The sequence below is a fragment of the Mariniflexile litorale genome (assembly GCF_031128465.2).
GTDB lineage: Bacteria > Bacteroidota > Bacteroidia > Flavobacteriales > Flavobacteriaceae > Mariniflexile > Mariniflexile litorale.
Genome location: NZ_CP155618.1, coordinates 498053 through 524748, shown reverse-complemented (window position 1 = coordinate 524748; position 26696 = coordinate 498053). Strand labels below are relative to the sequence as shown.

Genomic DNA, 26696 nt, shown 5'->3' with positions numbered 1-26696 from the left:
TTGTTTTTATGTTTAAACAGTTGTATTGTTTTTGTTTTTTACTAAGTTATTTAGGGTTCTCTCAAACCGATACTTATACTGTAAAAAATATTGAAATGAATACCAAATACCCCCATTTAGGTTTAATGTTGGTAAGTGATTCTAGAATAATATTCACATCGTATTTATTAGATGATAGAGGCAGATTGAAAAAAGATCAAGGAAGCCCTGTACTTTCAATTTATGAAGGACAGTTATCTGAAAATGGAGCTATTCAGGATATTAAAAATATTGAAATAGCATCCAATGAAAAAATAAAGTATATTACCAGTGCGACCCTTTCCCCCGATAATAAAAAACTTTATTTAACAACAAAAGCAAATAGTGGTTTTAACGAAGATAACTTTGAAATTAAAGTTGGAGAGTTTAAAAAAGGAGAAGGGTGGACGCATTTTAAAACCTTGCCTTTTTGTAATTCTAAATATTCTTATGCGCATCCTGCAATAAGCAAAGATGGAAAAACTTTATATTTTACGTCGAATATAAGAGGAGGAAAGGAGACAACCAAAGGCGGATCGGATATTTTTAAAGTTAATATTTTAGACAATAATACTTTTAGTGAACCTATAAATCTAGGAAGTAAAGTAAATTCTTATAGTAAAGAAATGTTTCCTTTTATTGCCGAAGATAACACTTTGTATTTTGCATCTAACCGACCCAATGGTTATGGAGGTTTTGATATTTATAAAAGTAAAATGACTGTTAACGGCGATTTTGAAAAAGCTGAAAAGCTACCAAAACCAATTAATAGTCCTCAAGACGACTTTAGTTTGGTTATTGATAGAGTGAATAAAACAGGTTATTTTTCATCAAAACGGGATGGAGGTAAGGGAGATGATGATATATATTATTTTCTAAAAAAGTAGCTTTACTATTCAAAACATTATTATATTAGTTGATGAATATCATGATTCTATAATTTGATTTATATATTGATGCTATTTACTATTTTTAATAATTATTGAGTTATCGCATTGCCGCAAAAATGATTGACCTTATAAAAAATGAAAAAGAGTTTACAGTACTTTTTTTCGGGATGCTTATGTTGGATATTATAGTTAAGCAGTACTGTCCAGCGTTTCCGTATCGTTATATTTCCAGAGTACCCATTATATTGATGTTGTTTTTTTATTATTATTTCAATAATAAAGAAAGGAATAAGAAAAAGCATTTATGGATCATCTTGGCATTGCTTATGTTCTTTATTGGAGATATTTTGATAATAAACCCTACTAAAATTGTGTTTTTGGGAGCCAGTTTGTTTTTTTTCTCATTAGGAAAAATATTTTTGAGTTTCCGATTTTCGCATAAATTCGATTTTAATATTTCTAGGCTCATACCATTTTCTATAGCCATGTTTATCTATACGGTTTGTATTGTAAGTTTTCTTTTTAATAGTTTAAAAGTTTTTTTTGTTCCTGCTCTGATTAGTTTTTTTATATCGCTGTTGCTTTTTCAGTTTGCTTTTTTAAGAAAGGATGCGGTTAATAAGATAAGTTATATCTATGTGTGTATTGGTGTAATCTTATACATTATTTCTGAAAGTATGATGGCAATAAAAATTTTCAGGACGGATATACCATTGCAAGATTTTTTAATCATGTTACTTTACGGGATGGCGCTATATTGTATTACCATTGGGATTGTGAAAGAGCAAAAAAGAAAAATTATTATTAATCCTTTTTAACCTGTTTTAGATCTAAAACATACACAGGGTTAACTTCTAATCCCTTTACATTTTTTCTTGTAAAACGAATTATTTCATCATAAAAAAGGGGAACAACGGGCGCTTGTTGCATAACTAAAGAATCCATTTTAGAATATAGCATTTCGCGTTGTTTAGTATTGTTTTCAGTAAATGACTGCTCATACCAATTGTCAAATAATTCACTTTTAAAATGTGAATAATTAGGACCATTGGGAGCGAAATTCTTACTGTAGTATAGTGATAGATAGTTTTCGGCATCTGGATAATCGGCTACCCAACTGGCTCTAAAGAGATCTAATTTTCCATTAGCCTTTGCGTCCTTTAATGCGGCTCCAGGAATCACATCAATATTTACCTCAATACCTGTTTTTTGAAGTTCACGCTGTATATATTCTGAAAAACTTAAGTAATTTCCCGTGGTAGTGATTGTGATTTTTGGATTTAGATTGTTGGTTTCTTTTTTAAATTGAGCAACTAATTGTTTTGCTTTTTCTGGTTGATAATCAAATCCTATGGTTTTATTATACCCAGGGAGACCCTTAGGGATGAAGCCACCTTCCGCCGGAATACCAATGCCGTTTCTTAAGTAAATCATCATTTTTTTTCTATCAAAACCATAATTCACCGCTTTTCTTATAAGTGCCGATTGGATTTCTGGTACTTCGGAATCCATAAAGAATGCTAAATATTCGGTGTTTAGGTAGGGGCCTCGTATCATATTCACATCATTTCTATAAATATCACGAAGTTTTCCATCGGCTGTTAAAATCTCATCTTTATAGGATGCATCCAAACCAATAATAAAATCAATGTTGCCTTGAGAAAATTGTAAAAACTCACTTTGTTTGTCTGGTAAAAAAGTGATTGCAACCGCTTCTAAATAGGGCAGAGACCTTCCTTTTTTATCTGTTTCAAAATAATGGTTATTTCTTCTAAATACCAACTTGATATTTTCTTCCCAACGTTTAAATTTAAAAGGGCCCGTGCCAATAGGGTGCGAACGAAAATCACTTCCGTAATGTTCCACAATTTCTTGGGGAACTACCGAACAGTATTTCATGGTTAATAACCCTAAGAATGCTGGAAAAGGTTGCTTTAATTGGATTTGAAAAAGCGTGTCGTTTATAGCTTTAAAACTATCAACTTTAGCTAAAACCCAGCTGCCTGGTGAAGCCACTTGATTGTCTAATAAACGGTTTAAACTGTATTCAAAATCATGAGCGGTTACTGTTCTAGTCGAATCGTTTCCAAATAATGCATCTTTGTGAAAGTACACATCGTTGCGTAATGAAAATGAGTAGTTAAGGGCATTTTCAGAAATGGTCCAGTTTTTGGCAATACATGGTTGTATGTTTAAGTTTTCGTCCATTTGTACCAACCCGTTGAACAATTGATTGGTAGCCCATATGTCGGAAATGTCTTTTGAAAATGCAGGGTCTAATGAGCCTATATTTTTGTGTTCGTTGTACCTAAATACTAAATGATTATTATCTGAGCTAGAATTTTTTTCACAAGAAATAAGTAGTAACATAGTACAACTAATTGATAAATAGTTTGTTATTTGTTTTAAAACATGTTTTACCATATAACTTATTAATTGTAAATTTGCAGACTTATTAAGTAAGAAGGTAAATATAATGAGATTTCTGCCTTCATGGAAATAGCAAAACAATAAATGAGAAAAAAAGTTGCATTTTATACTCTTGGTTGTAAACTGAATTTTTCTGAAACTTCTACCATTGCAAGAGGCTTTACAGATGAAGGTTTTGATCGTGTCGATTTTTCTGAAAGGGCAGATATATATGTTATTAATACCTGTTCGGTTACCGAAAATGCAGACAAGCGTTTTAAAAGCATCGTAAAACAAGCACAAAAAGTAAACTCTGAAGCATTTGTAGCTGCTGTTGGCTGTTATGCGCAATTAAAACCACAAGAATTAGCCGATGTTCATGGAGTCGATTTGGTTTTGGGTGCGACTGAAAAATTTAAAATTACCGATTATATAAACGACTTATCTAAAAATGATTTTGGTGAAGTGCATTCGTGTGAAATAGAAGAAGCCGATTTTTATGTAGGGAGTTATTCTATAGGCGATAGAACACGTGCTTTTTTAAAAGTGCAAGATGGGTGCGATTATAAATGTACTTATTGCACTATTCCGTTGGCGCGTGGTATTTCTAGAAGTGATACCATGGAAAGTGTGTTGCAAAATGCCAGAGAAATTTCATCTCAAAACATAAAAGAAATTGTTTTAACAGGCGTAAATATTGGCGATTATGGTAAAGGGGAGTTCGGAAACAAAAAACACGAGCATACGTTTTTAGATTTAGTTACCGAATTAGATAAAGTGGAGGGGATTGAGCGTTTACGAATATCATCCATAGAACCCAATCTTTTAAAGAATGAAACGATTGATTTGGTTTCAAAATCAAGAGCTTTTGTGCCTCATTTTCATATTCCTTTACAATCTGGAAGCAATGAAATTCTTAAAAAAATGAAGCGTCGTTACATGCGTGAATTGTATGTGGATCGCGTTTCAAAAATAAAAGAAGTGATGCCGCATGCTTGTATAGGTGTAGATGTTATTGTTGGTTTTCCAGGTGAAACTGAGACGCATTTTTTAGAAACTTACAATTTTTTAAACGAACTGGATATTTCTTATTTGCATGTGTTTACTTATTCTGAACGCGATAACACTGAAGCTGCAGAGATGGATGGTGTGGTGCCTATGAATGTTAGAAGTAAACGTAGTAAGATGTTGCGAGGCCTATCAGTTAAAAAGCGTCGTGCTTTCTATGAAAGTCAGTTAGGAACTCTTAGAACTGTTTTGTTTGAAAGTGAAAATAAAGAAGGGTATATAAATGGTTTTACAGAAAATTATATAAAAGTTAAAGCACCATGGAATCCTGAACTTGTAAACACGTTGCATCAAGTCGAATTAGCAAAAATAGATGATGATGGTTTGGTCAGATTTGAGTTTGTAGAGCTACTTTCTCATTAAAATGATAACTTAAGTACAAATCATCTGAATTATATTCCGTTCATCTTATTTATAATACAAATTAAATACAGCTTAATACATTTACATGTGCTTATTTAGTATGTCCCAAGTATGAAAAAAATAATTTTAGCATTAACTTTAGTTGCATTATTATTAACTAGTTGCTCTCACGATTCAGATCATAATACGATTAACGGTGTTTGGATCTTAACCGAATGGAATGTTGCTGACGGGTTTGATATGAATAATGATGATATTGTAAACACCAATATTTTAAATGAAATAGATTGTGTAAATAATGAAACCTTGGTTTTTGAATCTACAGGAATGGTGTCTTCAAACAAAACTTTCAATCCAACTATTGAAATAGCTTTGCAAAATGGGACTTCAAATAATTATATTTTTAATATTGTATGTGATGAAGAAGGGAGTATAAGTTATGCGAGTAATTACAGTAAAAATGGCGATGTAGTTTTAATTAATGATGCTATAGCGACAGTAAAAAACAATAAGTTAACACGCGTATTTATTGGTGCTATTAAAATATATAATGAAGATTTTACAGAAGTGCTAGCTTCTAAAGATTTAACATTGGTGTATACAAAACAATAAATTTCTTATATAAAGTAAAAAATCCGAAACTCTATGTCTTCGGATTTTTATATTTTTTGTATAATTGTAAATAATATTTATATTCTTAATCCTACAGGAAGCATGCGCTTATATTTTCGGTTGCTTCTTACAAACTTAGCAATTTCAGGGCTTGTTGGTACAACGCTTAAATTACGTTCTTCAATTTGTTCAAAAACAGCAGCTAAAAATTTTTCACTAAAATTCTCGTCGTTAATTTCGTCTGGAATAATAAGTTTAGTTAGGAAAATCTTTCGTTCTTGTAATGAGTATTCTATTTTAGCTAAATGATTATCGATTTTTAGTTCGAACTGACGTAAAAAATCATTATCTACTAATTCTGCAACATCAATCATGGTGAGTATTTTTTATTTTTCAGGAAACTTAAAATAGTGAGGACTATTATATAACTTTGTTTAGCAAAAATACGAAAAAAAATCGTTATTAAAAAGTAAAACAGCGGTTAATGCCTTATAAAATAAACTATTAGAGTTTAGTAGTTTTTATATTACAATACATGACTAAAGAAATTATACACGTTTATTTAATGCCAGGAATGGCAGCCAGTCCCAAAATTTTTGAAAATATCCAATTACCTGAAAATCAATTTAAAATTTATTATCTAGAATGGATTTTACCACTTAAAAACGAATCTATTAGCGATTATGCTTTGCGAATGACGAAATATATATTACATGAAAATATAGTGTTACTAGGAGTGTCTTTTGGAGGTGTTTTGGTACAAGAAATATGTAAACATGTTGTGGTTCGGAAGCTTATTATAGTATCTAGTGTTAAGTCTATGGACGAATTACCAAAAAAAATGATATTAGCCAAAGCTACTATGGCATATAAATTGCTGTCTACACAGTTGGTTAGTAATGTAGAACTTCTTGCTAAATATGCTTTTGGAAGCAATATAAAAAAGCGTTTGGAGTTGTATAAAAAATATTTATCTGTTAATGATAGTGGTTATTTAAGTTGGGCCGTAAAAGAGATGGTTTGTTGGGACCAAAAAATTTGTTTTCAAAATATTGTACACATACATGGTGATAATGATGCGGTATTTCCAATAGAAAACATATCAAATTGTATTTCAATAAAGGGCGGAACACATATTATGATTATCAATAAGTATAAATGGTTTAACGAAAATTTACCTAATATAATTTTAGAAAATTGAACAAAATATTTACCTTTAAATAAAACTTATTAAAAATGAAGATTATGCAGAAATTATTGGCGTTTGTGGGATTATTAAGTTTATGTGCGTTATTTGTTTATGCTATACAAGATGCACCAACAGATGAAAATTTTGAAAAGAAGCTTATTAACGATTATAATGTTTATGCGCTTCAAGTACCTAATAATTTAGATTTTGCAGGAGAACGCATGCCGCTTAAAAGTCCAGATATTTTAGAGCGCATGGATAAAGAACTTTTGGTAAATACCTATTGGCAATCTAATGGGTTACTTATGTTTAAGCGTGCAAAAAAATATTTTCCCATTATAGAACCCATTTTGGCAAAACATGGTATTCCAGATGATTTTAAATATTTAGCAGTTATAGAAAGTGGTTTAACGAACGCTGTTTCTCCTGCTGGAGCTAGAGGTGTTTGGCAAATTATGCCAGCTACGGCTAGAGAAAATGGATTAGAGGTAAACGACAATGTAGATGAACGTTATCATTTAGAAAAATCTACAGAAGTAGCTTGCAGGTATTTATTAAAATCTAAAGAAGAATTGGGTTCATGGACATTGGCAGCTGCTGCATACAATGCAGGAAATTCTGGTGTTTCCAGATATTTAAGAGAACAAAATGTTAATAATTATTATGATTTACTCCTGGGGGAAGAAACAGGTCGTTATGTGTTTAGAATTGTAGCACTAAAAGAGATTTTATCTAATCCAACGAAATATGGTTTCAACTTTAGAGATAAAGATTTGTATACTAATGTACCTACTCATAAAGTTACGGTTGATACGGAAATAAGTGATTTTACTAAGTTCGCTGAAGAACATGGTATCAATTATAAAATACTAAAAATTCATAATCCTTGGTTAAGAGAACCTAAACTAAATAACAAATCAAAAAAAAGTTATACTATTGAGATTCCTGAGAAGGGGTATTATAGTAGTATAAATTAGCTTCTTCTTTTCTGAGATCGAATAGAACCACCAGCACCAAAATGTTGATTAGGCATTTGCGAACGTTTCATGTTTTCCTTCATCATTTTTATTTGATCGGCCAACATGCCTTGTTTATCTAATTTTTGAGCTTCAGAAAGTAGTTTTTCAGCCTCTATTTTTCTGCGTTTAGAAAAAGCAATACCCGATAAATTTAATTTTGCCATTGCTAAATCGTGATTCATAGATAAGCCAAGTGCAATCGCTTTCTTAAAATATTTTTCAGCTTCGTTCATATTCGTTTGAGAAACCATTAAACCATGTAAGTAATTGTAATACCCTTGCTGCTTAGTTACCAAGGCTGTTTCAGGATTTTTAATTTTATCTAACCATTTTTTTGCTCCTTCAAAATCTTGTTTACGCAATCTTAAAAATGCTAACAAAATAAACTCGTTTTTAAAATATAGAAAAACAAAAATCAATGAAAGTAGTATGAACATAATACCGTTACCTATATTTCCTTCAGTAAATTGATAAACTGCAAAGGCTATTATTCCAGCAGCTATGATAAGTTTTATAATTTTATTGTACATTTTTTATGTTTTGAGTTGTTGTAGCAGACATTTTCATATGTCTGATTCAATATAGAATACAAAGAAACTAAATTTTTATTAAAATAAGTCCATAGATAATTAACAAAAAAAAGATGTGTAGCCCAAATAAATAAAGCATTTAGGAGGTTATTTAATTTCAAAAAAATAATTCAAAATATTTTTAAAATAAGATTTGTCAAAGTGAAAACTCTTTGTATATTTGCGCTCAGTTTTGGAGAAAGCCAAAATTATAAATAAAAAGTACAATTCAGATTTTAAAGATATAAGATAATGAGTAAAAGAACATTTCAGCCATCGAAAAGAAAAAGAAGAAACAAACATGGTTTTAGAGAAAGAATGGCCTCTGCTAATGGAAGAAAAGTACTTGCTCGTAGAAGAGCTAAGGGTAGAAAGAAATTGTCTGTATCATCTGAGTCTAGACATAAAAAATAATGATTAACAATTGTTGATATTTAAAAGGTGTTACTTAAGTGTAACGCCTTTTTTTATATCTACGAATCATTACTTTTGTAACTTATTATAAAACACATATTAAACAGTAAAAATGCCGAAAAATTCAAAACTTAAATCTATTCTAATTATTGGATCGGGTCCTATTGTTATAGGGCAAGCATGCGAATTTGATTATTCAGGAACACAAGCTTTACGCTCTTTAAGAGAGGATGGAATTGAAACCATTTTAATTAATTCGAATCCAGCAACCATTATGACAGACCCATCAATGGCCGATCATGTGTACTTGTTGCCGCTTACATCCAAATCATTAATTAAAATCTTAAAAGACCACCCACAAATTGATGCTGTATTACCCACTATGGGAGGACAAACCGCATTAAATTTATGTATTGAAGCAGATGAAAAGGGAATTTGGAAAGATTTTGGTGTAGAAATTATTGGTGTAGATATTGATGCTATTAACATTACAGAGGATAGAGAGAAGTTTAGAGAATTGATGCTTAAAATAGGTATTCCTATGGCGCCTCAAGCAACAGCAACTTCTTACTTAAAAGGTAAAGAAATTGCCCAAGAGTATGGTTTTCCTTTGATAATTAGAGCGTCATTTACATTAGGAGGTGAAGGTGCTTCATTTGTTCATAAAGAAGAAGAGTTTGACGAGCTGTTAACACGTGGATTAGAGGTGTCTCCTATTCATGAAGTTATGATTGATAAAGCCTTAATTGGGTGGAAAGAATATGAATTAGAGCTACTTAGAGACGCAAATGATAATGTTGTCATCATCTGTTCTATTGAAAATATGGATCCGATTGGAATTCATACAGGGGATTCTATTACAGTAGCACCTGCTATGACTTTAAGTGATAGAACTTACCAGAAAATGCGTGATATGGCTATTCATATGATGCGTAGTATTGGTGATTTCGCAGGTGGATGTAATGTGCAATTTGCAGTAAGTCCAGATGAAAAAGAAGATATTATTGCCATTGAAATTAACCCTCGTGTGTCGCGCTCATCGGCATTAGCTAGTAAAGCAACGGGTTACCCGATTGCAAAAATCGCTGCTAAATTAGCTTTGGGATATCATTTAGATGAATTACAAAATCAAATTACAAAATCTACTTCAGCTTTATTTGAGCCGACTTTAGATTATGTGATTGTGAAAATACCACGTTGGAATTTTGATAAGTTTGAAGGGTCAGATAGAACGTTAGGACTTCAAATGAAATCAGTAGGTGAAGTTATGGGTATTGGGCGTTCGTTTCAAGAAGCTTTGCATAAAGCAACACAATCACTTGAAATCAAACGTAATGGTTTAGGAGCAGATGGAAAAGAAAATAAAAATTACAATCAAATAATTGAAAAATTAACATTTGCCTCTTGGGATCGTGTGTTTATCATTTACGATGCCATTGCCATGGGAATTCCTTTAAGTAGAATTCATGAAATCACAAAAATAGATATGTGGTTTTTAAAGCAATATGAAGAATTGTTTTTACTTCAAAAGGAAATTTCTACTTTTAAAATAGATACTATTCAAAAGGACTTATTACTTGAAGCGAAACAAAAAGGTTATGGCGACAGACAAATAGCACACATGTTGGGTTGTTTAGAAAGTCAGGTTTACAATAAGCGTGAAGAATTTGGTGTAAATCGTGTCTATAAATTAGTAGATACTTGTGCTGCCGAATTTAAGGCAAAAACACCTTATTATTATTCAACTTTTGAAAGTGATATGGAAACTGCCGACGGAAAACGTTATGCAGATAATGAAAGTATCGTAACAGATAAAAAGAAAGTTATTGTTTTAGGTTCAGGACCAAACCGAATTGGGCAAGGTATTGAGTTTGATTACTGTTGTGTGCATGGTGTTTTAGCAGCTGCTGAGTGTGGTTATGAAACGATTATGATTAACTGTAACCCTGAAACGGTTTCAACCGATTTTGATACTGCCGATAAATTATATTTTGAACCTGTTTTCTGGGAACATATTTATGATATTATTAAGCATGAAAAACCAGAAGGTGTTATTGTGCAATTAGGTGGACAAACCGCTTTAAAGCTTGCTGAAAAGTTAACCAAATACGGTATTAAAATTATAGGAACGAGTTATGAGTCTCTTGATTTAGCCGAAGATAGAGGACATTTTTCAAACTTATTAAAAGAGAATAACATTCCTTATCCAGAGTTTGATATAGCTACAACTGCTGATGAAGCTTCTGCGATTGCAGATGTGTTGGATTTTCCAATTTTGGTAAGACCTTCTTACGTACTTGGTGGTCAAGGAATGAAAATTGTTATCAATAAAGAAGAACTTGAAAAGCATGTGGTAGATTTATTAAGCCAAATGCCAGGGAATCAATTGCTTTTAGACCATTATTTGGAAGGTGCCATTGAAGCCGAAGCAGATGCTATTTGCGATGGAGAAGATGTGTATATTATTGGTATCATGGAACATATTGAACCATGTGGAATTCACTCAGGTGATAGCAACTCTATGTTGCCTCCATTTAATTTAGGTGAATTTGTAATGCAACAAATTAAAGACCATACTAAAAAGATTGCGTTAGCACTTAATACAGTTGGTTTGATTAATATTCAGTTCGCTATTAAAGACGATATTGTTTACATCATTGAAGCAAACCCAAGAGCATCTAGAACGGTTCCTTTTATTGCAAAAGCTTATGGTGAGCCGTATGTAAACTATGCTACTAAAGTGATGTTAGGTGAGAAAAAGGTTAAAGATTTTAAATTTAATCCACAATTAAAAGGATTTGCTATCAAGCAACCTGTATTCTCATTCAATAAGTTTCATAATGTGAACAAGAAGTTAGGTCCAGAAATGAAAAGTACAGGCGAAAGCATTTTGTTTATAGATAGTTTAAAAGACGATGAGTTTTACGAACTATATTCAAGACGAAAAATGTATCTTAATAAATAAAAATATAAAAGCCGCTTAAAGCGGCTTTTTTTATGTCTTGTCTTAAAGAAAATTAATTGTCAATCCATTCAATTTTAGTATTTTGCCCTTTTAAAGACTCTAAATACAATTCCACTTTAAACTCTGAAGTTTTAAATGCTGAAGTTCTGTTTTTTGCCTGTTCTTGTCTGGCGATACTTCTAGCAAAGCGTCTTATTTTGTTTTTTGAATCTAAAATAATACCTGGAACTGGTACATTTTTTCCGTTTTCGTCTTTAGCAACCATCGTAAAATAAGAAGAGTTGCAATGTTTTTTATCGCCCGTCTGAATGTTTTCAGATTCTACTCTTACTCCAATCACCATTGAGGTTTTTCCTGTATAGTTAATAGAGGCTTTAAGAGTTACAAGTTCACCAACTTCTATAGGGTTTAGGAAATCTACTTTATTTACCGATGCCGTTACACAATAATTTCTAGAATGTTTAGAGGCGCAAGCAAATGCTATTTGATCCATAAGACCTAATATAAAACCTCCATGGATTTTTCCACTGAAATTGGAATGCGATGGTAGCATTAATTGTGTTAGTGTTATTTGCGATTCTTCAATTGTTCTAAGCATAAAATTAAGTTAAAGTCAAATAGGTGATTCCTGTTATTATAGCAATTCCAAAACTTATTAAAGTTCCTATTAAAATGTATTCTGTAAGTTGCCTGTGTTTAGACTCTTTTAAATCGCCAAATCTAAAAACAGACTTAGCCGTAATTAAAAAACCAACAGCTTCCCAGTGTCCTACTATTATAAAAATAAATACTAAAACACGCTCTAAAATACCAATATATTTCCCTGCATCCTCAAGCGACTCGTTATTTTTAGTGAGTTCTGAAATATTCCACTTTAAAAAAATGGTTTTCATAATTATTGAAGTAGGAATTGTTAAAAACAGAAAGCATACTATTAGAAATAAATTATTTTCCGTAATGTAATTGCTCAAGTTAAAGTTACTTTCAGTGAATAAATAGTAACATATAAAAATAACGCTTACATGAAGCAGCTGATCTATAAAAAACAACAAGCGTTGAGTTTTTTTATTTTGAATTAGAAGCTTTATAGCATCAATAATAAAGTGTGTAGTACCTACTGTTAAAATGACAGGCCATAAAGAGACATCCCAAAGGAAAATACATGTTAAGATGCTATGGATAAAAACATGTAGATAAAGAGCTTTCGATTTTAGCTTTTTCTGTTCTTTCTCTCTAACCCATTTTTCTGGTTGAAGAAAAAAATCACCTATAATATGCGCCAGTAATAGCTTCGCTAATAATATCATTTTTCTTTTATGAGATTTAATTCCAGTTGTGTAATTTTTTTAGAATACATCCTATCTAATTCCATTATTTCATTGAAATGTGCCCGTTTAAGCCGTTTACTCACCGCATCTTGACTAACACCTAAAGTTTGCGCCATTTCGGTTTGTAAGGCGGTGGAGTTTTCAAGAGCAATTTTAACAGTTTCGGCTGAGGAGACAGACCAATTGTCCATAGAGATTGAGGCGAACTTAAAATATAAGTTAAGCTCCTCATTTAAAATTAAATTATGGGATTTCAGTTTTAAGTTTGTTTTCTCTTTTTTAAGTTCCTCTAAAGTCTCTCCAGAAAATTGAAATGCTTCCCCATTAGATTCCGTGACCTCATCGCCTTCAAAATTTTTATCACCTATACCTATCGCCATTCTCACATCTAATCCTTTTACGGTTTTTATACACGCTTTTATGTAGGTTGCTATATTGAAAGCAAGTTGGTTACTTTCAATTTCTATTTGGAAACTATCGCCCCGAAAAATTTCCCAGTATTTTTTGTCAATACCCGTTTTGGTTAAAGCTTCTTTTAAGGGCGTTAACCATATTTCTGGATTTTTGAATTTTTTCGATCTTATGATGTCTCCCGTTATAATACTTACCATATATGTGTGTAATATGCCTTTTTAATGGAATAATATTAAATATGCCTTAAAAATGGCATAATATTAAATATGCCTTTATAAAGGAATGTTTAAATATATCACTTAATTATAAGAAAAACAAAATATCACTTAACTAAGTGATGTTGAGGCATGCTAATTTTGTTGTGTTATTTCAACTTTAGTAATAAAATATTTAGTATCTCCCAGCCAAAAAAATGTTTTATAACGTTCGAAATAATGAAGTTTTACATACTTACCTTGTAAATTCATTAAATCATTTTTCACTTGTTCTTCTTTATCTTCTACCGAAAATTCAAATTGAAGTGATTCTGATACGCCTTGACTTATTTGTCCTTCCCAGGTTTTAATAAACATGCCTTTTTTACTAAACTTCACTAATTCGCCAGCACGAATGCCCTCGCTGTAATGCGCAAAATAAAGGAAACAAAAATACCCTATAAGTACTAAAAAGAGAGCAATGCCAATTTTAATTAAAATTTTCATAAGTATAAATTATTTATTCAATTTCTTTACTAGCACGTTTTATAATAGCTTCGGGCAATGCTTTTTTTGCTTTGGCTCCTAATGTTTTTAGTTTTTCAACACTAATAATGAGGTTTCCGTTTCCTTCAAATAATTTATTCATTGCTGAATTATAATCTGATTTTGTAGCGTCAATTTTTTTGCCAACACCAATTAAATCACTCATCAAACCTTCAAATTTATCGTAAAGTGCTCCAGCTTGTCTTGCAATTTCAATAGCGTTTTGTTGTTGTTTTTCATTGTTCCACATACTGTCAATAGTACGTAAAGTGGCCAATAGGGTAGAAGGTGTTACTATTACAATATTCTTCTCAAAAGCTTTGTTGTAAATACTATTATCCTCATTTACAACTACTGCAAAAGCAGGTTCTATAGGGATAAACATTAAAACAAAATCAGGTGATTCAATATCATATAAATCTTGATAATTTTTTTCTGAAAGTTGGTCTACGTGTTTTTTAATCGAGTTTACGTGTGCTTTTAAAAATAGAGGTTTCTCATCGTCTTCAGCATTAACTAAACGCTCATAAGCGGTTAACGATACTTTACTATCAATAATCATTTTCTTTCCATCGGGAAGATTTAAAACCACGTCTGGCAAAACACGAGACCCATCTGCCAATGTAAAACTTTGTTGTACAAAATATTCTCTATCTTTTTCTAACCCCGATTTTTCTAACACGCGTTCTAAAACCAATTCGCCCCAATTCCCTTGCATTTTACTATCACCTTTTAAGGCTCGGGTTAAGTTGGTGGTCTCTTTTGTCATTTGTTGGTTCAAGTCTTTTAATCCCAGCAATTGCTCTTTTAAAGCCGAATGCATGCTGATGCTTTCTTTTTGAGTTAAATCGACTTTATCTTCAAAGGTTTTTATTTTCTCTTGAAGTGGTTTTAAAATAGCGTCTAAGTTTTCTTTGTTTTTAGTGGTGAATTTCTCCGATTTTTCTTCTAAAATTTTATTAGCCAACAATTCAAAATCTTTACGCAGTTGTTCTTGGCGTACTTCTATTTCTTGTTCGCGTTTAGAACTTATTTGTTGTAGGTTTTCGTATTCGGTATTTTTTCTGGTTAATTCAGAATTTAAAAACTCTTTTTCACGACGAATGTCTTCACGATCTTTTTCAATTTTATCAATATTTTGTTTTAGGTCGTTAATGGTTGTGTTTAACTGACTTTGACGTTCTTCTAAAGTGCTTTGCTCGCTTTTACTTTTTAATTTGGTAATGGTCATGCCAATATAAGCACCAAGGCCTCCGGAGATTAATATGGCAAGAATTAGAATCAGGTTGTCGTACATTTAACTAAGAATTTATCCAAAGATAATTTTTTTAGGCTGAAGAATGAAGACCAAAGACCGAAGTTTTTAGAAATTTAAAATTTTGAGTTAACCTTTATTTTTTCACCCGAAAACTTCCGGTTACCTGATCAAATGCAATTAAGTCTTTAGGAAATAATGATTCAAATACACCATTCGAAATGAGATTGCAAGGTGTATCCGTCACCACCGAATCTTTAGACATCACAATCATGGTATCACAAAGTTGAATGGCCAAATCTATTTCGTGCGATGAAAATAAAATGGTTTTTCCTGTGTCTTTCGTTAATTTTTGTAGTAATTTCAAAATAGATACTTTGTGATACATATCTAAATGAGTCGTAGGTTCATCTAAAATAATCAAATCGGTATCTTGAGCTAAAGCACGTGCAATCATCACTTTTTGTAATTGTCCATCACTTAATTCAAAACACCTTTTGTTTTTTAAATCGGTTATATTGGTTTGGGTTAAAGCGGTGTTGATGATAGCAATATCATTTTCAGATAAGTTGCCTACCCAGTTGGTATAAGGTTGTCTGCCCAAAGCTACCAACTCGAAAACAGATAAATTTTTAGACATCATTTGTTCGGTTAAAACCAAACTCATCACTTTGGCTAAATCGAGTGCAGGAAATTGTTTTATATTTTGTTCATTAATAAACACAGTACCCTCTATAGTATTTTGAACATTGGTAAGCGTTCTTAATAGGGTCGATTTTCCAATACCATTACCACCAACCAAACCCACTAATTCACCTTTGGGTAATTCAATATTGATATGAGAAGCCACAATAATGCGTTCTTTTTTAGAAACATATCCAATAGATAAATCTTTAGTTTTTAAAATGATATGTTGGCTTGTGTTTTCCATTTAAAATATCATGTTGCGTTTTCTTACCAATAACCAAATCACTACAGGCGCACCCACTAAAGAAGTTATGGCATTAATAGGTAAGGTGTAATCACTATTGGGTACTTGAGCAATACTATCGCAAATAAGCATCACAATAGCACCAAATAAAAATACGGCAGGTACTAATATTTTATGATTGGAGGTATTAAAAACTTGACGTGTTAAATGTGGAATGGCCAAGCCTATAAATGCAATAGGCCCCGTAAACGCAGTAATAGTACCTGCTAATAAACTGGTGGAAATAATGATAGCTAGTCGGCTTCTTTTAATATTCAAACCTAAACTTTTAGCATAATTTTCACCTAAAAGTAAGGTGTTTAGTGATTTTACTGAAGCAAGACACACAAGCATTCCTATGCTATAAATGATAAAAAACACCCCTAATTCATCCCAAGATAAATTTCCTAAACTACCAAAACCCCAGAAAATATATTGTTGTAATTGTTGAGCAGAACCAAAATAGGAAAGTACGCTCACTATAGCAGCCGTTATACTTGCAAACATGAGGCCTATAATAAGTATCGCCATCGTGTCGCGCACTTTTATAGATACCATTAGAACCGCCAATAGTACTAAAAAACTGCCTAAACTCGCAGCAATAACAATGCTCCATTTTGAGATTAAAAACGTTACAAAAACGCCTCCAAATACGGAAGAACCTAAAATAACTAAAGCAACCCCTAAGCTAGCACCCGAACTAATACCCAACACAAAAGGACCTGCTAATGGATTTCTAAATAAGGTTTGCATTAAAAGTCCAGAAATCCCTAAACCAGAACCTACAAGAATAGCGGTTAATGCCTTTGGCAATCTGTAATTTTGAATGATGTGTAGCCAAGTTTCTTGTTCGGTAGTACTACCTATTAAACTATTAAAAACATCTTTAAGCGGAATATACACAGAGCCTAAACTTATATTTGTTAAAAAACAAAGTATGAGTATTAGAAATAATACTAAAAAAGAAAGGCTGTATGTTTTTGAATTTGGCAATTAATCTAAATGTTTAAAAAAGTAAAGGTCATGATTTTTTAAGAGTTCTGGATGACAAATTTTAATAAGATCTTTTAAAACCAAATCGGGTCGGGTAGTGCCCAACTCAAAATACAAAACACCACCCGATGTTCCTTTAGTATTTATAGTAGAATAGATATTGTTGTTTTGAAACGGCTTAAATGTGGCATGGTGTGCATTCGCATTTTTAAGCGCTTCTTTACTTGTGTAATTTGACGGGCTTAGCCAAATATCAGCATCTTTAGCTTTCATGAAAACGGTTTCAAAATTAAGCGATAAACTACCTATGCCTTTCGAGTCTTTCCATAAATAATTGACGTTAGCATCTTCTAAAAGCTGCGCTTCTGTACTGTTTCCATTAGGTAAATACCAAACATCATTATGCATGGCACCACTTAAAACGTTAGGCTTGGTTTTAGTATTTTTAGCTAGTTTTTTTGCTTCTAAATAATCTTTTTCTATAGTATTGAAAATTGAATCAGCTTCTTTTTCTTTATTAAATAAAGTTCCAAAAAACTTAACCCATTCAGCTTTGGCCAGCGGAGATTCTTCCACCCAATCCCCATTAAAAATTACAGGAACCCCCGATTTTTTAATAATTTCAAAAGTTTTGTTATTACCATCAATTCCAAAACCAATTACAACATCGGGTTTTAGTTCTAATAATACTTCCGTGTTTATACCTTCGTTTTTACCTAATTCCCTTACCAACCCCTTATCGATTCTATTTCTGGTGTTTTCTGAAGATATGTAATTGACTCCCGGGAAACCTACTAAAGTTTGCTCTTCATTTAACAATTCTAATGAAGGAATGTGAGTGGTACTAGTAACCACTATTTTTTTAATAGGAATGATGATGATTCCATCATATGCATCTTGCATAAAACTAGTCTTGGCTGCGTTTTCTTTACTTATTAAAACATATTTATAAGTTTTTTCAGCCTTAGGCCATGGATTTTTAATTTCTAAAACTTTAAAATTTTCATGATTTGAAACCGAAAAACCTTTGGCATATTTAATGTTTATTGGCTTGCCTTTACTCGTTTCGATGTTATGTTTTTCGGAGTCATTTTTACAATTAAATAAAATGATTGTAAAAACTAAAAAAATATATTTGTACTTCATAAGTAGTATATGACAATTGTCATTTTTAAATGGTTTACAGCTTGGTACTTTTGGTCAAAGTTTAACAATACGAGACGGTTCAAATTTAACAATATATATAGTAGCTGGCGTAATAATAGCTTATTTTCTTATAGGGTTTATTTATCTTGTTTATAAAATGAATAAGAAAAGTAAAGTTTATCTGAATAGTTAAATTAAAACAATTATTTTTGCATAGAATTTGGTTTTGTTCATTTCACGTGAATAAATTAAAAGGGAATCTGGTGTAAACCCAGAACTGTTCCCGCAACTGTAAGCTTAGTCCTTTTAATAGGATGCTTAATAGTACACTTCAAGTCACTGGATACTATCTGGGAAGACATCTATTAAGACGTAAGTCAGGAGACCTGCCTTTTTCATCATCTAATACGACTTTCGGGAAAAAGGTCTTCAAGATTTATGAGGAATTCGATTTATATACTAATATTTTGTATGTGTTTTGGACGTATTACATACGCTCAAACAGACTCTATTACGGTTTTGGATGCTGTTAATCTTGTTGCATACCGTATGAAAGATTCTTTATACACTACGAATGTAAGCGTACTGAAAGATAGTGTTCTTAGACAAAATCAAGCCTCTTTAACCAATCTTTTAAATTATAACAGTTTGGTCTACTTTAAGGAAAATGGATTGGGTATGGTGTCTTCGCCTTCATTTCGTGGTACTACCGCGTCGCAAACCGCTGTGCTTTGGAATGGTATAAGTATTAATTCGCAAACTACAGGACAAACAGATTTTAATACCATAAATACCAGAGGATATAATAAAATTGAAATTAAACCAGGTGGGTCTAGTGTTGCAGATGGTAGTGGCGCTATTGGTGGTAGTATAAATTTAGTAAATGAATTGATTTATAATACGGGGTTAAAAAATGAATTATTTGTTAATTATGGCGATTTTAACACGTACGGTGTCAATTATCAAACCAAATATGCTTCTAAAAAACTAAGTTTATTGTTAGGGATTTCGAAAATAGGCTCTAATAATGATTACCCTTATTTAGAGGCTAATAGGGAAAATAAAAATGGACAGTACCAAAATACCAATGTAAGTTTTGCTGTGGGCACAAAACTAAATGCAAAAAATATACTTAACATTTATGCAAATATTTATAAAGGACGACGAAATTTTTCTGTGCCAACCCCCAATGCTTTAAAAACAAAATATTTTGATTTTAATTCCCGTTCACTTGTAGAATGGAAAAGTGTTTTTGGTAAGTTTAAATCAAATTTAAAAGTAGCAACAACAACAGAGGAATATCGTTATTTTGCAAATATTGACAGTGATTTTTACACCTTCGGAAAAGTAGAAAGTTTGATACTTAAATACGGTTTGGATTATTCGATAACAAATAAAATGTTGGTTTCAATGGGTGTAAACTATACAGAAAACCATGGTAGAGGATCGGATATAGATAAAGAAGTGCGGCATCTTTCCGCAGCATTAATTAGCTTCAAGCAAGCCGTTTCTAAATCTATTTTATACGAGATCAATTTACGTCAAGAAGCTAACCAAGATTATGGCAAGCCTTTATTGTATTCTGCTGGTGTGAGGATAGATGTTTCCGACTTTTATCAATTGAAATTGAATACTTCTAAAAACTTCAGAATTCCTACCTATAACGATTTGTATTGGCAAGGACTTGGTAATATAAATTTAAAACCTGAAGAATCCTACCAAGGAGAAATAAGTAATAATTTTCACGTAAAGAACGCATCACTTTTAGTAACTGGTTATTATAATTCGGTGAAAAATTTACTTCAATGGGTGCCAGATACTTTTGGTGTATTTAGACCCGAAAACACCTATAAAGTTGGAATTTACGGTGTAGAATCTGTGCTTACTTTAAATAAAAAAATAAACCAGCATCATTTTAGTCTTTCTGGAACTTATGCTTATACCGTTTCAGAGAATAAAGAAACTGGTAAACAATTAATTTATGTACCCTTTCATAAATTAACAACCTCTTTTGGTTATGGTTATAAAAATTTTTCAGCTTACTACCAATACCTAAATAATGATGAAGTGTTTACAACTACCGACAATGTTACTGAGCATATTTTGGATAGTTATATGGTCGCCAATTTAGGAGCAGAGTATACTTTAGGCAAACAACAAAAATATAAAATAGGGGCACAAGTCTTAAACTTTTGGAACGAATCCTATGAAAGCGTATTAAACAGGCCCATGCCTGGTAGGAACTATAATTTTTACATTAATTTAAATTTTTAAACGATGAAACTATTGAATAATTTTTTCAATACCTTATTACTGATTTTTGTTTTGTCAGTATCATGTACAAGCGATGACCGCGAACAGGCTATAGTTTTGCCAGAAGGCGATTACAATCAAGGTCTTTTTATTTTAAATGAAGGCGGTTATGGTTATTCTAATGCATCTGTCTCGTTTTTGGATACCGATGGACAGGTTTATAATTCCATATTTTCTGGAGTTAATAATATGAATTTAGGTGATACGGCTCAAAGTATGGGTTTTTACGGTGATAACGCTTATATTGTAGTAAACAATTCTTCTACTATTGAAATCGTTAACCGTTATACCTTTCAATATATTGCCACCGTATCAGATGATATTGTAAATCCGAGATATATTGTTTTTGATGGCAACAAAGGCTACATAACAAATTGGGGCGATCCAAATAATGTGAATGATGATTATGTGGCTGTTTTAAACCTAGATACAAATTTAGTTGAATATAAAATACCTGTGGCAGAAGGTCCCGAAAAACTAGTATCAAACAATGGTAAAATTTATGTAGCGCATACAGGCGGTTATGGTTATGGAAACACTATAAGTGTTATTGATATTGTCTCGGAAAAAGTTATAAGTAGTATTGGGGTAGGTGATGTGCCTGATGATTTACTTATTGACAGCGATAAGCTTTATGTAATTTGTTCAGGAAAACCTGATTATGCACTTAATGAAACATCAGGACAGCTTATAAAAATAGGACTGTCTAGTGGCGCTGTGGAATCTGAACTTACTTTTCCTCAAATTAAACACCCGCGTTTTTTAGATATAGATGGTGGTGTCCTTTATTATATTTTAGAAAACAGCATTTATACTGTAAATACAAGCAATTTTCAGCTTCCTCAAACAGATTTATTTTCGCTTGCTGTAAGTGGAGTAAAAACACCATATGGTTTCAAAATACACGAAAACAAAATATACATAGCAGATGCCAAAGATTATGTATCTAATGGTGAAGTTTTTATTTATAATCTTACCGGTGAAATTCAAAAAAAATTTACAGTTCAAATTATTCCGAATTCATTTTATTTTAATAACTAAGTCATTAAGTATCATAAATAATTAAAGAAACAAGTTGAACGTGTGTAGTTAAGCACAATATCTTCCATAAAAAAAAATATAAAATATGAAAAATTATTACAAAAATTTAGTAACATTAGTATCGGGAATATTTTTTACCGTTATAACTTTTGCCCAAACCTACCAAAATGGCATTTATATTTTAAATGAAGGTGGTTTCTTTGACTCCAATGCTTCATTATCTTGTTTAAAGCCTAATTTAATGGTTGAAAATAATGTTTTCTCTAATAAAAATGCTGCCTTAGCATTGGGCGATGTTGCTCAAGGAATGGGCTTCGAAGGCAATAATGCATACCTAGTTGTAGGTAATAGTAATTATGTAAAAGTCGTAGATAGAAATACGTTGGTACAGATAGCTACCATTACGGATCAAATGGTAAATCCACGGAATATTGCATTTTATGATGGTAAGGGATATGTGACCAATTGGGGAGATCCCACGAATATTGCGGATGATTATGTAGCCATTATAGATCTTGCAACAAACACAGTTACAGGAACCATCCCTGTTGTTGAAGGTCCTGAAGAACTAGTTGCCAGCAACGGAAAATTATATGTTGCTCATCAAGGTGGATATGGTCAAGGTAATAGTGTTTCAGTAATTGATTTGGCTACCAACGCCGTAGAGCCTATTATTGTGGGCGATGTGCCATCTGCATTGGAAATGGATGCTACTAATTTATATGTGCTTTGTAGTGGTAAACCCGATTATGCACCTGGTGGTGAAACTACAGGCAAGATTGTTAAGATCGATTTATCGGATTATGACAATAAAACAACATTCACTTTTCCTGGTATAGTGCATCCAGAGTTTTTAACATTGGATAGCAGCTCGCTCTTTTATTTTTTAGGGTCTAATATTTACAAAATGGGTTTAAGTGATATTTCTTTGCCTACAACATCTTTTATAGATGTTTCAACAGATAATTTACAAATACCGTATGCCCTTGAGAAAATTGGTACCCGTTTTTACGTTGCCGATGCCGTAGATTTTTCAAACGAAGGAAAGGTGTTTGTGTATGATAATACAGGTAATTTTGTATCTAATTATTCAGTAGGTGTTTTGCCAAATGGTTTCTATTATAACGATGAACCCTATGCTCCTGGAGCTGGGAAAGCAGGTTCTACAGCTATAGCAGCAACCAGTAATCTTTTTGTGGCATGGGCAACAGGAGTTCAAGTTACTCGAGGACATGTAGATATATCACGTCCAGATTATAAAGAAACGGATAAAAATAGTAATTATGCTAGTTATGGTGAACCAGAAGCAGGAACTGGTGTAGCAAACAATTCTCCAGTTAGTTTAGGGGATGCTGGGGAAGCCATTGTAACCTTTGCACAGCCTATAAAGAATGAAGATGGTTTTGATTTTGCGGTATTTGAAAATGGTTTTAGCGATACCTTTTTGGAATTGGCATTTGTAGAAGTGAGTTCAGATGGTATTAATTATTTTAGATTCCCTTCCCATAGTAAAACACAAACAACAACTCAAGTAGGTGGTTTTGGGTCTGTTGATCCTACTAAACTGAATAATCTTGCAGGGAAATATAAAGCAAATTATGGAACACCTTTCGATATTTCAGATATAGCAGATAATGTATTACTTGACAAAACCAGTATTACACACATAAAATTAATTGATGTTGTGGGAAGTATTGACCCCTTATACGCGCGTTATGATAGTTTAGGAAATGCTATAAATGAATTGTTTTCAACGCCTTTTTGGTCTGGTGGATTCGATTTGGATGCTATTGGAGTTATTAATCAAAGAACCTTGGGTTTAAACGATGTTAAAAAGAGTAACACTTTTACATTATATCCAAACCCAGCTTCATCGTCTTTCCAAATTTCAGATATAGGAACTTTAGAAATTTATTCCATGTCAGGACGTGTGGTTTTAAAACAAGAATTGAAAGTAAAACAATTACCAGTTTCAATTAATCATCTGGTTTCAGGAATTTATATTGTGAAGCTAACCAATAACAATGGGACACATACGCAAAAATTGATAAAGCGTTAAGAATGAAAATCTAATTGTATTGTTATATTGAGCTTGTCGAAATATTTTTAGCTGACCGATAATTCATATCGGTTTCGACAAGTTCAACCTGACAAAGTAAATATTCATGACTTTTTAGCCAGAGTTTGATTAATAAGCTTCTAATGATCAATTAGTTATTGAAATTCTGAAATATTTTATTTAATTTTAACAACTTCAAGTATCAAATATGGCCTTTCATGCTATGAAAATAATTATTTGTTACTGAAATTCAAATTGTTAAATTGTTAATAGGCATGTCACTTAGGTTTATATGTGTATTAATTATGTTCGTTGTATGTTGTTTTGGGGTAGATTGTAAATATTTCACTTACTATAACCATGCTATAACCATGCTATAACTATACAGTATCTGCGAAGTAACTACCAATCATCTAAGAGGTTGAATCGTCCTAAAATAACCATACAGATTATTAAATAAATACAGAAATTACACAGCTCTTTTTTTAATCCTAAAACACCTTTAGAGTTATTTTAGGATTATTATATGTATGATGGCAAAAAATGGAGAAAAAAACACTGAAAAGCTGAAAATTTTGAGCCATTAAAAAACTTGTTACCCTAGACAGAAGGGTTTACACTAATTTTTACTATGTTCCCTTTTATTTGACAATAGCGGCTTAAACGGATGTTATATCCACTCCTGATAACATCAGAAATTATAATTACAAATAATTGAATTTCAGTTTTTAGGTTTATTTTAATTTGGAATTAAATCACAATACCACATGCCATATTTCTCACTTTTACAGATAGAATCATCCGTGTGTGGACTATCATATTCTCTGTACACTTTTTCTCCAATAGTAAATGGAACAGGGTTTGTAAATATGGGGCCGTCAAAGCAAAAGGTATGAAATTCACCATTTTCACCACAAGGGTCCACGCCATCAGGTAGTTTCTTAATAAAATTTTTGTCGATAATAGTTCCTACAAAGTCTTCTTCAAAATATTTAGAATTGGCACAAACAATAATTGTTTTAAAGCCTAAATCCAAAAATTCATTCAGTAGTTTTTCGGTATCGCGTTTCCAAATAGGGAAAACCGCTTTTAACCCTATTTTTGTTAATTGATTTTCTCTATAAACTCTTAAATCTTCTAAGAAAATATCACCAAATGCTGTATGCGTAAAACCTTCATTTTTTAATCTCGTAACCGTTTTGCTCATTATTTTTTCATAAACATCCATGCTCGGCATTTCTGGCAATTCAATTAAACTCGCAGGAATTTGTAATGCATCCGTTTGAGCTATCAAAAGTTCTTTTCTTAGGCCATGCATAGACACGCGATTGTAATGACTATTTACAGTTGTAATTAATTCATTAACTGCATAATTTTCATCTTGCAATAAATGGTAGAGTGCTAGAGCAGAATCCTTTCCTGAGCTCCAATTAAAATAGGTTTTATTCTTTTCCAAAGAAATCTTTTTCAATATACATTTCGTTCTCAAACTTTTTGAAAGGAGTTTTAAACTTCAATTCTTTAGCAAAATCTTTTTTCTTTGAGGAACTAGTTTTACTAGTTATTCCTCTTATATCATCCAAAGCCGCTTTTAAAACAACCTCATTTTCATCTCCAAAAGGTAAAATAGTGTTCCAATATTCGTATTCTTTTACTTCAGTATCTGGGACAAAACCTTGTGTATAATCACTTTGGCCATTTTTATTAAATATTTGAAAAACAATGGGCTGCATCGCATAAGTGTGTTGTTGGTTAGCAGACGATTTATCTTGATAATCTGTATTTGGAGAGTCATATAATGTTATAGAGCCAACGTTTTTCCCGTAAGTTGTGCTACCTATAACTTTAACAGCACTCATATAAGGTTTCAGTCCGTTTATAACCATTTCACTTGCCGATGCTGTACTACTGGATGTTAATACATATAATCTACTAAGCGTATTTAATCTATTAATAGCTTGTGTGCCTGTTTTATTATCGTTTGCATCATATACGTTTAGTGTATTTGTAAAAAAGTAAGAACCATTTTCAGCGGCATGTTTTGAATTAAATTCTAAACTGGCAAACTCACCTTCATTTGCATTTGCATATATCATACTTGATAAATATGCTGAAGTAGCTACTGAGCCACCACCATTGAGTCTTAGATCGAGTATTAATTCATCTATACCTTCATTCTTAAAAAAAGCAAAGGCGTCATTTAATTCATCATTGTAGGATGATCTAAAGCCGTTATAAACTAAATAGCCCACTTTTTTATTATTAATATCATTAAATATTTTTTTTAAATAAACTGGGTTTTCAGATATAACAGTCGCTGTAATGGTTTTGCTTTCTATAGGAGTTAATACACCTCCGTTTTCTGAAACAAAAGAAAGTGTAACGGTATCATCAAATAAATCGTTTATAGCACTGTCAAAGTTTGAAGAGTTTAAAACCGTTCCGTTAATAGCGTTAATTATATCACCTCTTTTAATACTTGCAGCGCTTGCTGGAGAATTATCGGCAGCATATCTCACATATATGATTATATCACCGTTACTATTTACTTGAACGGATTGGTATTTTAGACCATGAGACTTGGAAATACCTTGAAATTGCAATTCTTGTTCAATGTAATCTTCAATAAACCAAGAAAATCTATCGGTTACGTTGGGTTGATATATTAAACTATTAAAAAAAATGTTAGGATTGGTGTTTTGAGTTAGATATGATTGGTATTCACTTTTATTGTCGTCTTTATTATCAGATAAATTCGGAACTTCAGATTGCCAATTGTACCAAGAGTTCATCCCTTTCCAAACAAAATCATTTATTTCACTTGTAGTAATTTGGCTATCGTCATTATCATCAAAACAAGCAGTGGTTAAAAAAGAAATTGTAAATACTAGAATTAGGGCCTTTGTAAATTTCATAAGTAA

The 26696-nt window shown here is 31.9% G+C and carries 24 protein-coding genes and 1 riboswitch; of the genes, 11 read left to right on the top strand and 13 right to left on the bottom strand.

The genetic code is table 11. The annotated features are described in order from the left end of the window. Positions 1-95 precede the first annotated feature (95 nt). Both QLS71_RS02035 and QLS71_RS02030 read left to right on the top strand, forming a co-directional pair. Positions 96-905 carry a hypothetical protein gene (locus QLS71_RS02035; RefSeq protein ID WP_308991199.1) on the top strand — a complete coding sequence of 270 codons (810 nt, stop codon included), beginning with the start codon at positions 96-98 and terminating at the stop codon, positions 903-905. A gap of 119 nt (positions 906-1024) precedes the next feature. Beyond that, a complete protein-coding gene (locus tag QLS71_RS02030) occupies positions 1025-1726 on the top strand; it encodes a lysoplasmalogenase family protein (protein WP_308991200.1) in 702 nt (233 codons plus the stop codon). Here QLS71_RS02030 and QLS71_RS02025 read toward each other — a convergent pair. Next, the gene (locus tag QLS71_RS02025) at positions 1713-3278 is read right to left on the bottom strand and encodes an ABC transporter substrate-binding protein (protein ID WP_308991201.1); all 1566 of its coding nucleotides are present in this window, start codon (positions 3276-3278) and stop codon (positions 1713-1715) included. The genes QLS71_RS02030 and QLS71_RS02025 overlap by 14 nt on opposite strands. Before the next feature lie 144 nt (positions 3279-3422). On the opposite strand from QLS71_RS02025, the gene mtaB reads away from it, so the two are divergent. Further along, positions 3423-4748 (top strand): tRNA (N(6)-L-threonylcarbamoyladenosine(37)-C(2))-methylthiotransferase MtaB, encoded by a 1326-nt coding sequence (mtaB, locus tag QLS71_RS02020; protein ID WP_308991202.1) that lies wholly within the window; start codon positions 3423-3425, stop codon positions 4746-4748. Between the two features lie 111 nt (positions 4749-4859). Further along, a complete protein-coding gene (locus tag QLS71_RS02015) occupies positions 4860-5360 on the top strand; it encodes a hypothetical protein (protein WP_308991203.1) in 501 nt (166 codons plus the stop codon). 77 nt (positions 5361-5437) lie between these two features. Here the strand turns inward: QLS71_RS02015 and QLS71_RS02010 are convergent, their stop codons facing one another. Then, positions 5438-5734 carry an N-acetyltransferase gene (locus QLS71_RS02010; RefSeq protein WP_308991204.1) on the bottom strand — a complete coding sequence of 99 codons (297 nt, stop codon included), beginning with the start codon at positions 5732-5734 and terminating at the stop codon, positions 5438-5440. A gap of 161 nt (positions 5735-5895) precedes the next feature. Here QLS71_RS02010 and QLS71_RS02005 point away from each other — a divergent pair, with 161 nt between their 5' ends. Together QLS71_RS02005 and QLS71_RS02000 are read left to right on the top strand one after the other, a co-directional pair. Further along, the gene (locus QLS71_RS02005; protein ID WP_308991205.1) at positions 5896-6561 is read left to right on the top strand and encodes an alpha/beta hydrolase; all 666 of its coding nucleotides are present in this window, start codon (positions 5896-5898) and stop codon (positions 6559-6561) included. A gap of 35 nt (positions 6562-6596) precedes the next feature. Then, positions 6597-7526 (top strand): lytic transglycosylase domain-containing protein, encoded by a 930-nt coding sequence (locus QLS71_RS02000; protein WP_308991206.1) that lies wholly within the window; start codon positions 6597-6599, stop codon positions 7524-7526. On the opposite strand, the gene QLS71_RS01995 is transcribed toward QLS71_RS02000, so the two are convergent. Continuing rightward, positions 7523-8098 (bottom strand): DUF2892 domain-containing protein, encoded by a 576-nt coding sequence (locus QLS71_RS01995; protein WP_308991207.1) that lies wholly within the window; start codon positions 8096-8098, stop codon positions 7523-7525. The genes QLS71_RS02000 and QLS71_RS01995 overlap by 4 nt on opposite strands. Before the next feature lie 291 nt (positions 8099-8389). Here QLS71_RS01995 and rpmH point away from each other — a divergent pair, with 291 nt between their 5' ends. Both rpmH and carB read left to right on the top strand, forming a co-directional pair. Beyond that, positions 8390-8551 carry a 50S ribosomal protein L34 gene (gene rpmH / locus QLS71_RS01990; protein WP_038527912.1) on the top strand — a complete coding sequence of 54 codons (162 nt, stop codon included), beginning with the start codon at positions 8390-8392 and terminating at the stop codon, positions 8549-8551. Between the two features lie 112 nt (positions 8552-8663). Next, positions 8664-11516 carry a carbamoyl-phosphate synthase large subunit gene (gene carB / locus QLS71_RS01985; RefSeq protein WP_308991208.1) on the top strand — a complete coding sequence of 951 codons (2853 nt, stop codon included), beginning with the start codon at positions 8664-8666 and terminating at the stop codon, positions 11514-11516. Positions 11517-11568: 52 nt separating this feature from the next. Here the strand turns inward: carB and QLS71_RS01980 are convergent, their stop codons facing one another. The 8 genes from QLS71_RS01980 to QLS71_RS01945 form a co-directional block, all read right to left on the bottom strand. Further along, positions 11569-12114: an acyl-CoA thioesterase gene (locus QLS71_RS01980; RefSeq protein ID WP_308991209.1), complete on the bottom strand. Its 546-nt coding sequence runs from the start codon at positions 12112-12114 to the stop codon at positions 11569-11571. Between the two features lie 4 nt (positions 12115-12118). Continuing rightward, positions 12119-12823: a DUF3307 domain-containing protein gene (locus tag QLS71_RS01975; protein WP_308991210.1), complete on the bottom strand. Its 705-nt coding sequence runs from the start codon at positions 12821-12823 to the stop codon at positions 12119-12121. Then, entirely contained in the window at positions 12820-13455 is a 636-nt protein-coding gene (locus QLS71_RS01970; RefSeq protein ID WP_308991211.1) for a SatD family protein, read from the bottom strand. Before QLS71_RS01970 ends, QLS71_RS01975 begins: the two co-directional genes overlap by 4 nt. A 153-nt stretch (positions 13456-13608) precedes the next feature. Continuing rightward, positions 13609-13959: a 6-phosphogluconate dehydrogenase gene (locus QLS71_RS01965; RefSeq protein ID WP_308991212.1), complete on the bottom strand. Its 351-nt coding sequence runs from the start codon at positions 13957-13959 to the stop codon at positions 13609-13611. A gap of 13 nt (positions 13960-13972) precedes the next feature. Beyond that, entirely contained in the window at positions 13973-15295 is a 1323-nt protein-coding gene (gene rmuC / locus QLS71_RS01960) for a DNA recombination protein RmuC (RefSeq protein WP_308991213.1), read from the bottom strand. Between the two features lie 94 nt (positions 15296-15389). Beyond that, entirely contained in the window at positions 15390-16184 is a 795-nt protein-coding gene (locus tag QLS71_RS01955) for an ABC transporter ATP-binding protein (RefSeq protein ID WP_308991214.1), read from the bottom strand. Next, positions 16185-17216, bottom strand: a complete 1032-nt coding sequence (locus QLS71_RS01950) for an iron ABC transporter permease (RefSeq protein WP_308991215.1) — start codon at positions 17214-17216, stop codon at positions 16185-16187. Further along, positions 17217-18362 (bottom strand): ABC transporter substrate-binding protein, encoded by a 1146-nt coding sequence (locus QLS71_RS01945; protein ID WP_308991216.1) that lies wholly within the window; start codon positions 18360-18362, stop codon positions 17217-17219. Between the two features lie 204 nt (positions 18363-18566). Further along, a riboswitch (cobalamin riboswitch) is annotated at positions 18567-18771 on the top strand. A 29-nt stretch (positions 18772-18800) separates the two neighbouring features. Between QLS71_RS01945 and QLS71_RS01940 the strand changes: the two genes are divergently transcribed. The 3 genes from QLS71_RS01940 to QLS71_RS01930 all read left to right on the top strand — a co-directional run bounded on the left by QLS71_RS01940 (position 18801) and on the right by QLS71_RS01930 (position 23775). Then, positions 18801-20636: a TonB-dependent receptor gene (locus QLS71_RS01940; protein WP_308991217.1), complete on the top strand. Its 1836-nt coding sequence runs from the start codon at positions 18801-18803 to the stop codon at positions 20634-20636. Between the two features lie 3 nt (positions 20637-20639). After that, positions 20640-21716 carry a YncE family protein gene (locus QLS71_RS01935; RefSeq protein WP_308991218.1) on the top strand — a complete coding sequence of 359 codons (1077 nt, stop codon included), beginning with the start codon at positions 20640-20642 and terminating at the stop codon, positions 21714-21716. An 85-nt stretch (positions 21717-21801) separates the two neighbouring features. Further along, entirely contained in the window at positions 21802-23775 is a 1974-nt protein-coding gene (locus QLS71_RS01930; RefSeq protein WP_308991219.1) for a DUF5074 domain-containing protein, read from the top strand. Positions 23776-24514: 739 nt separating this feature from the next. Here the strand turns inward: QLS71_RS01930 and QLS71_RS01925 are convergent. After that, entirely contained in the window at positions 24515-25231 is a 717-nt protein-coding gene (locus tag QLS71_RS01925) for an ATP-binding protein (protein WP_308991220.1), read from the bottom strand. Further along, positions 25218-26690 carry a S41 family peptidase gene (locus QLS71_RS01920; protein ID WP_308991221.1) on the bottom strand — a complete coding sequence of 491 codons (1473 nt, stop codon included), beginning with the start codon at positions 26688-26690 and terminating at the stop codon, positions 25218-25220. Before QLS71_RS01920 ends, QLS71_RS01925 begins: the two co-directional genes overlap by 14 nt. Positions 26691-26696 lie beyond the last annotated feature (6 nt).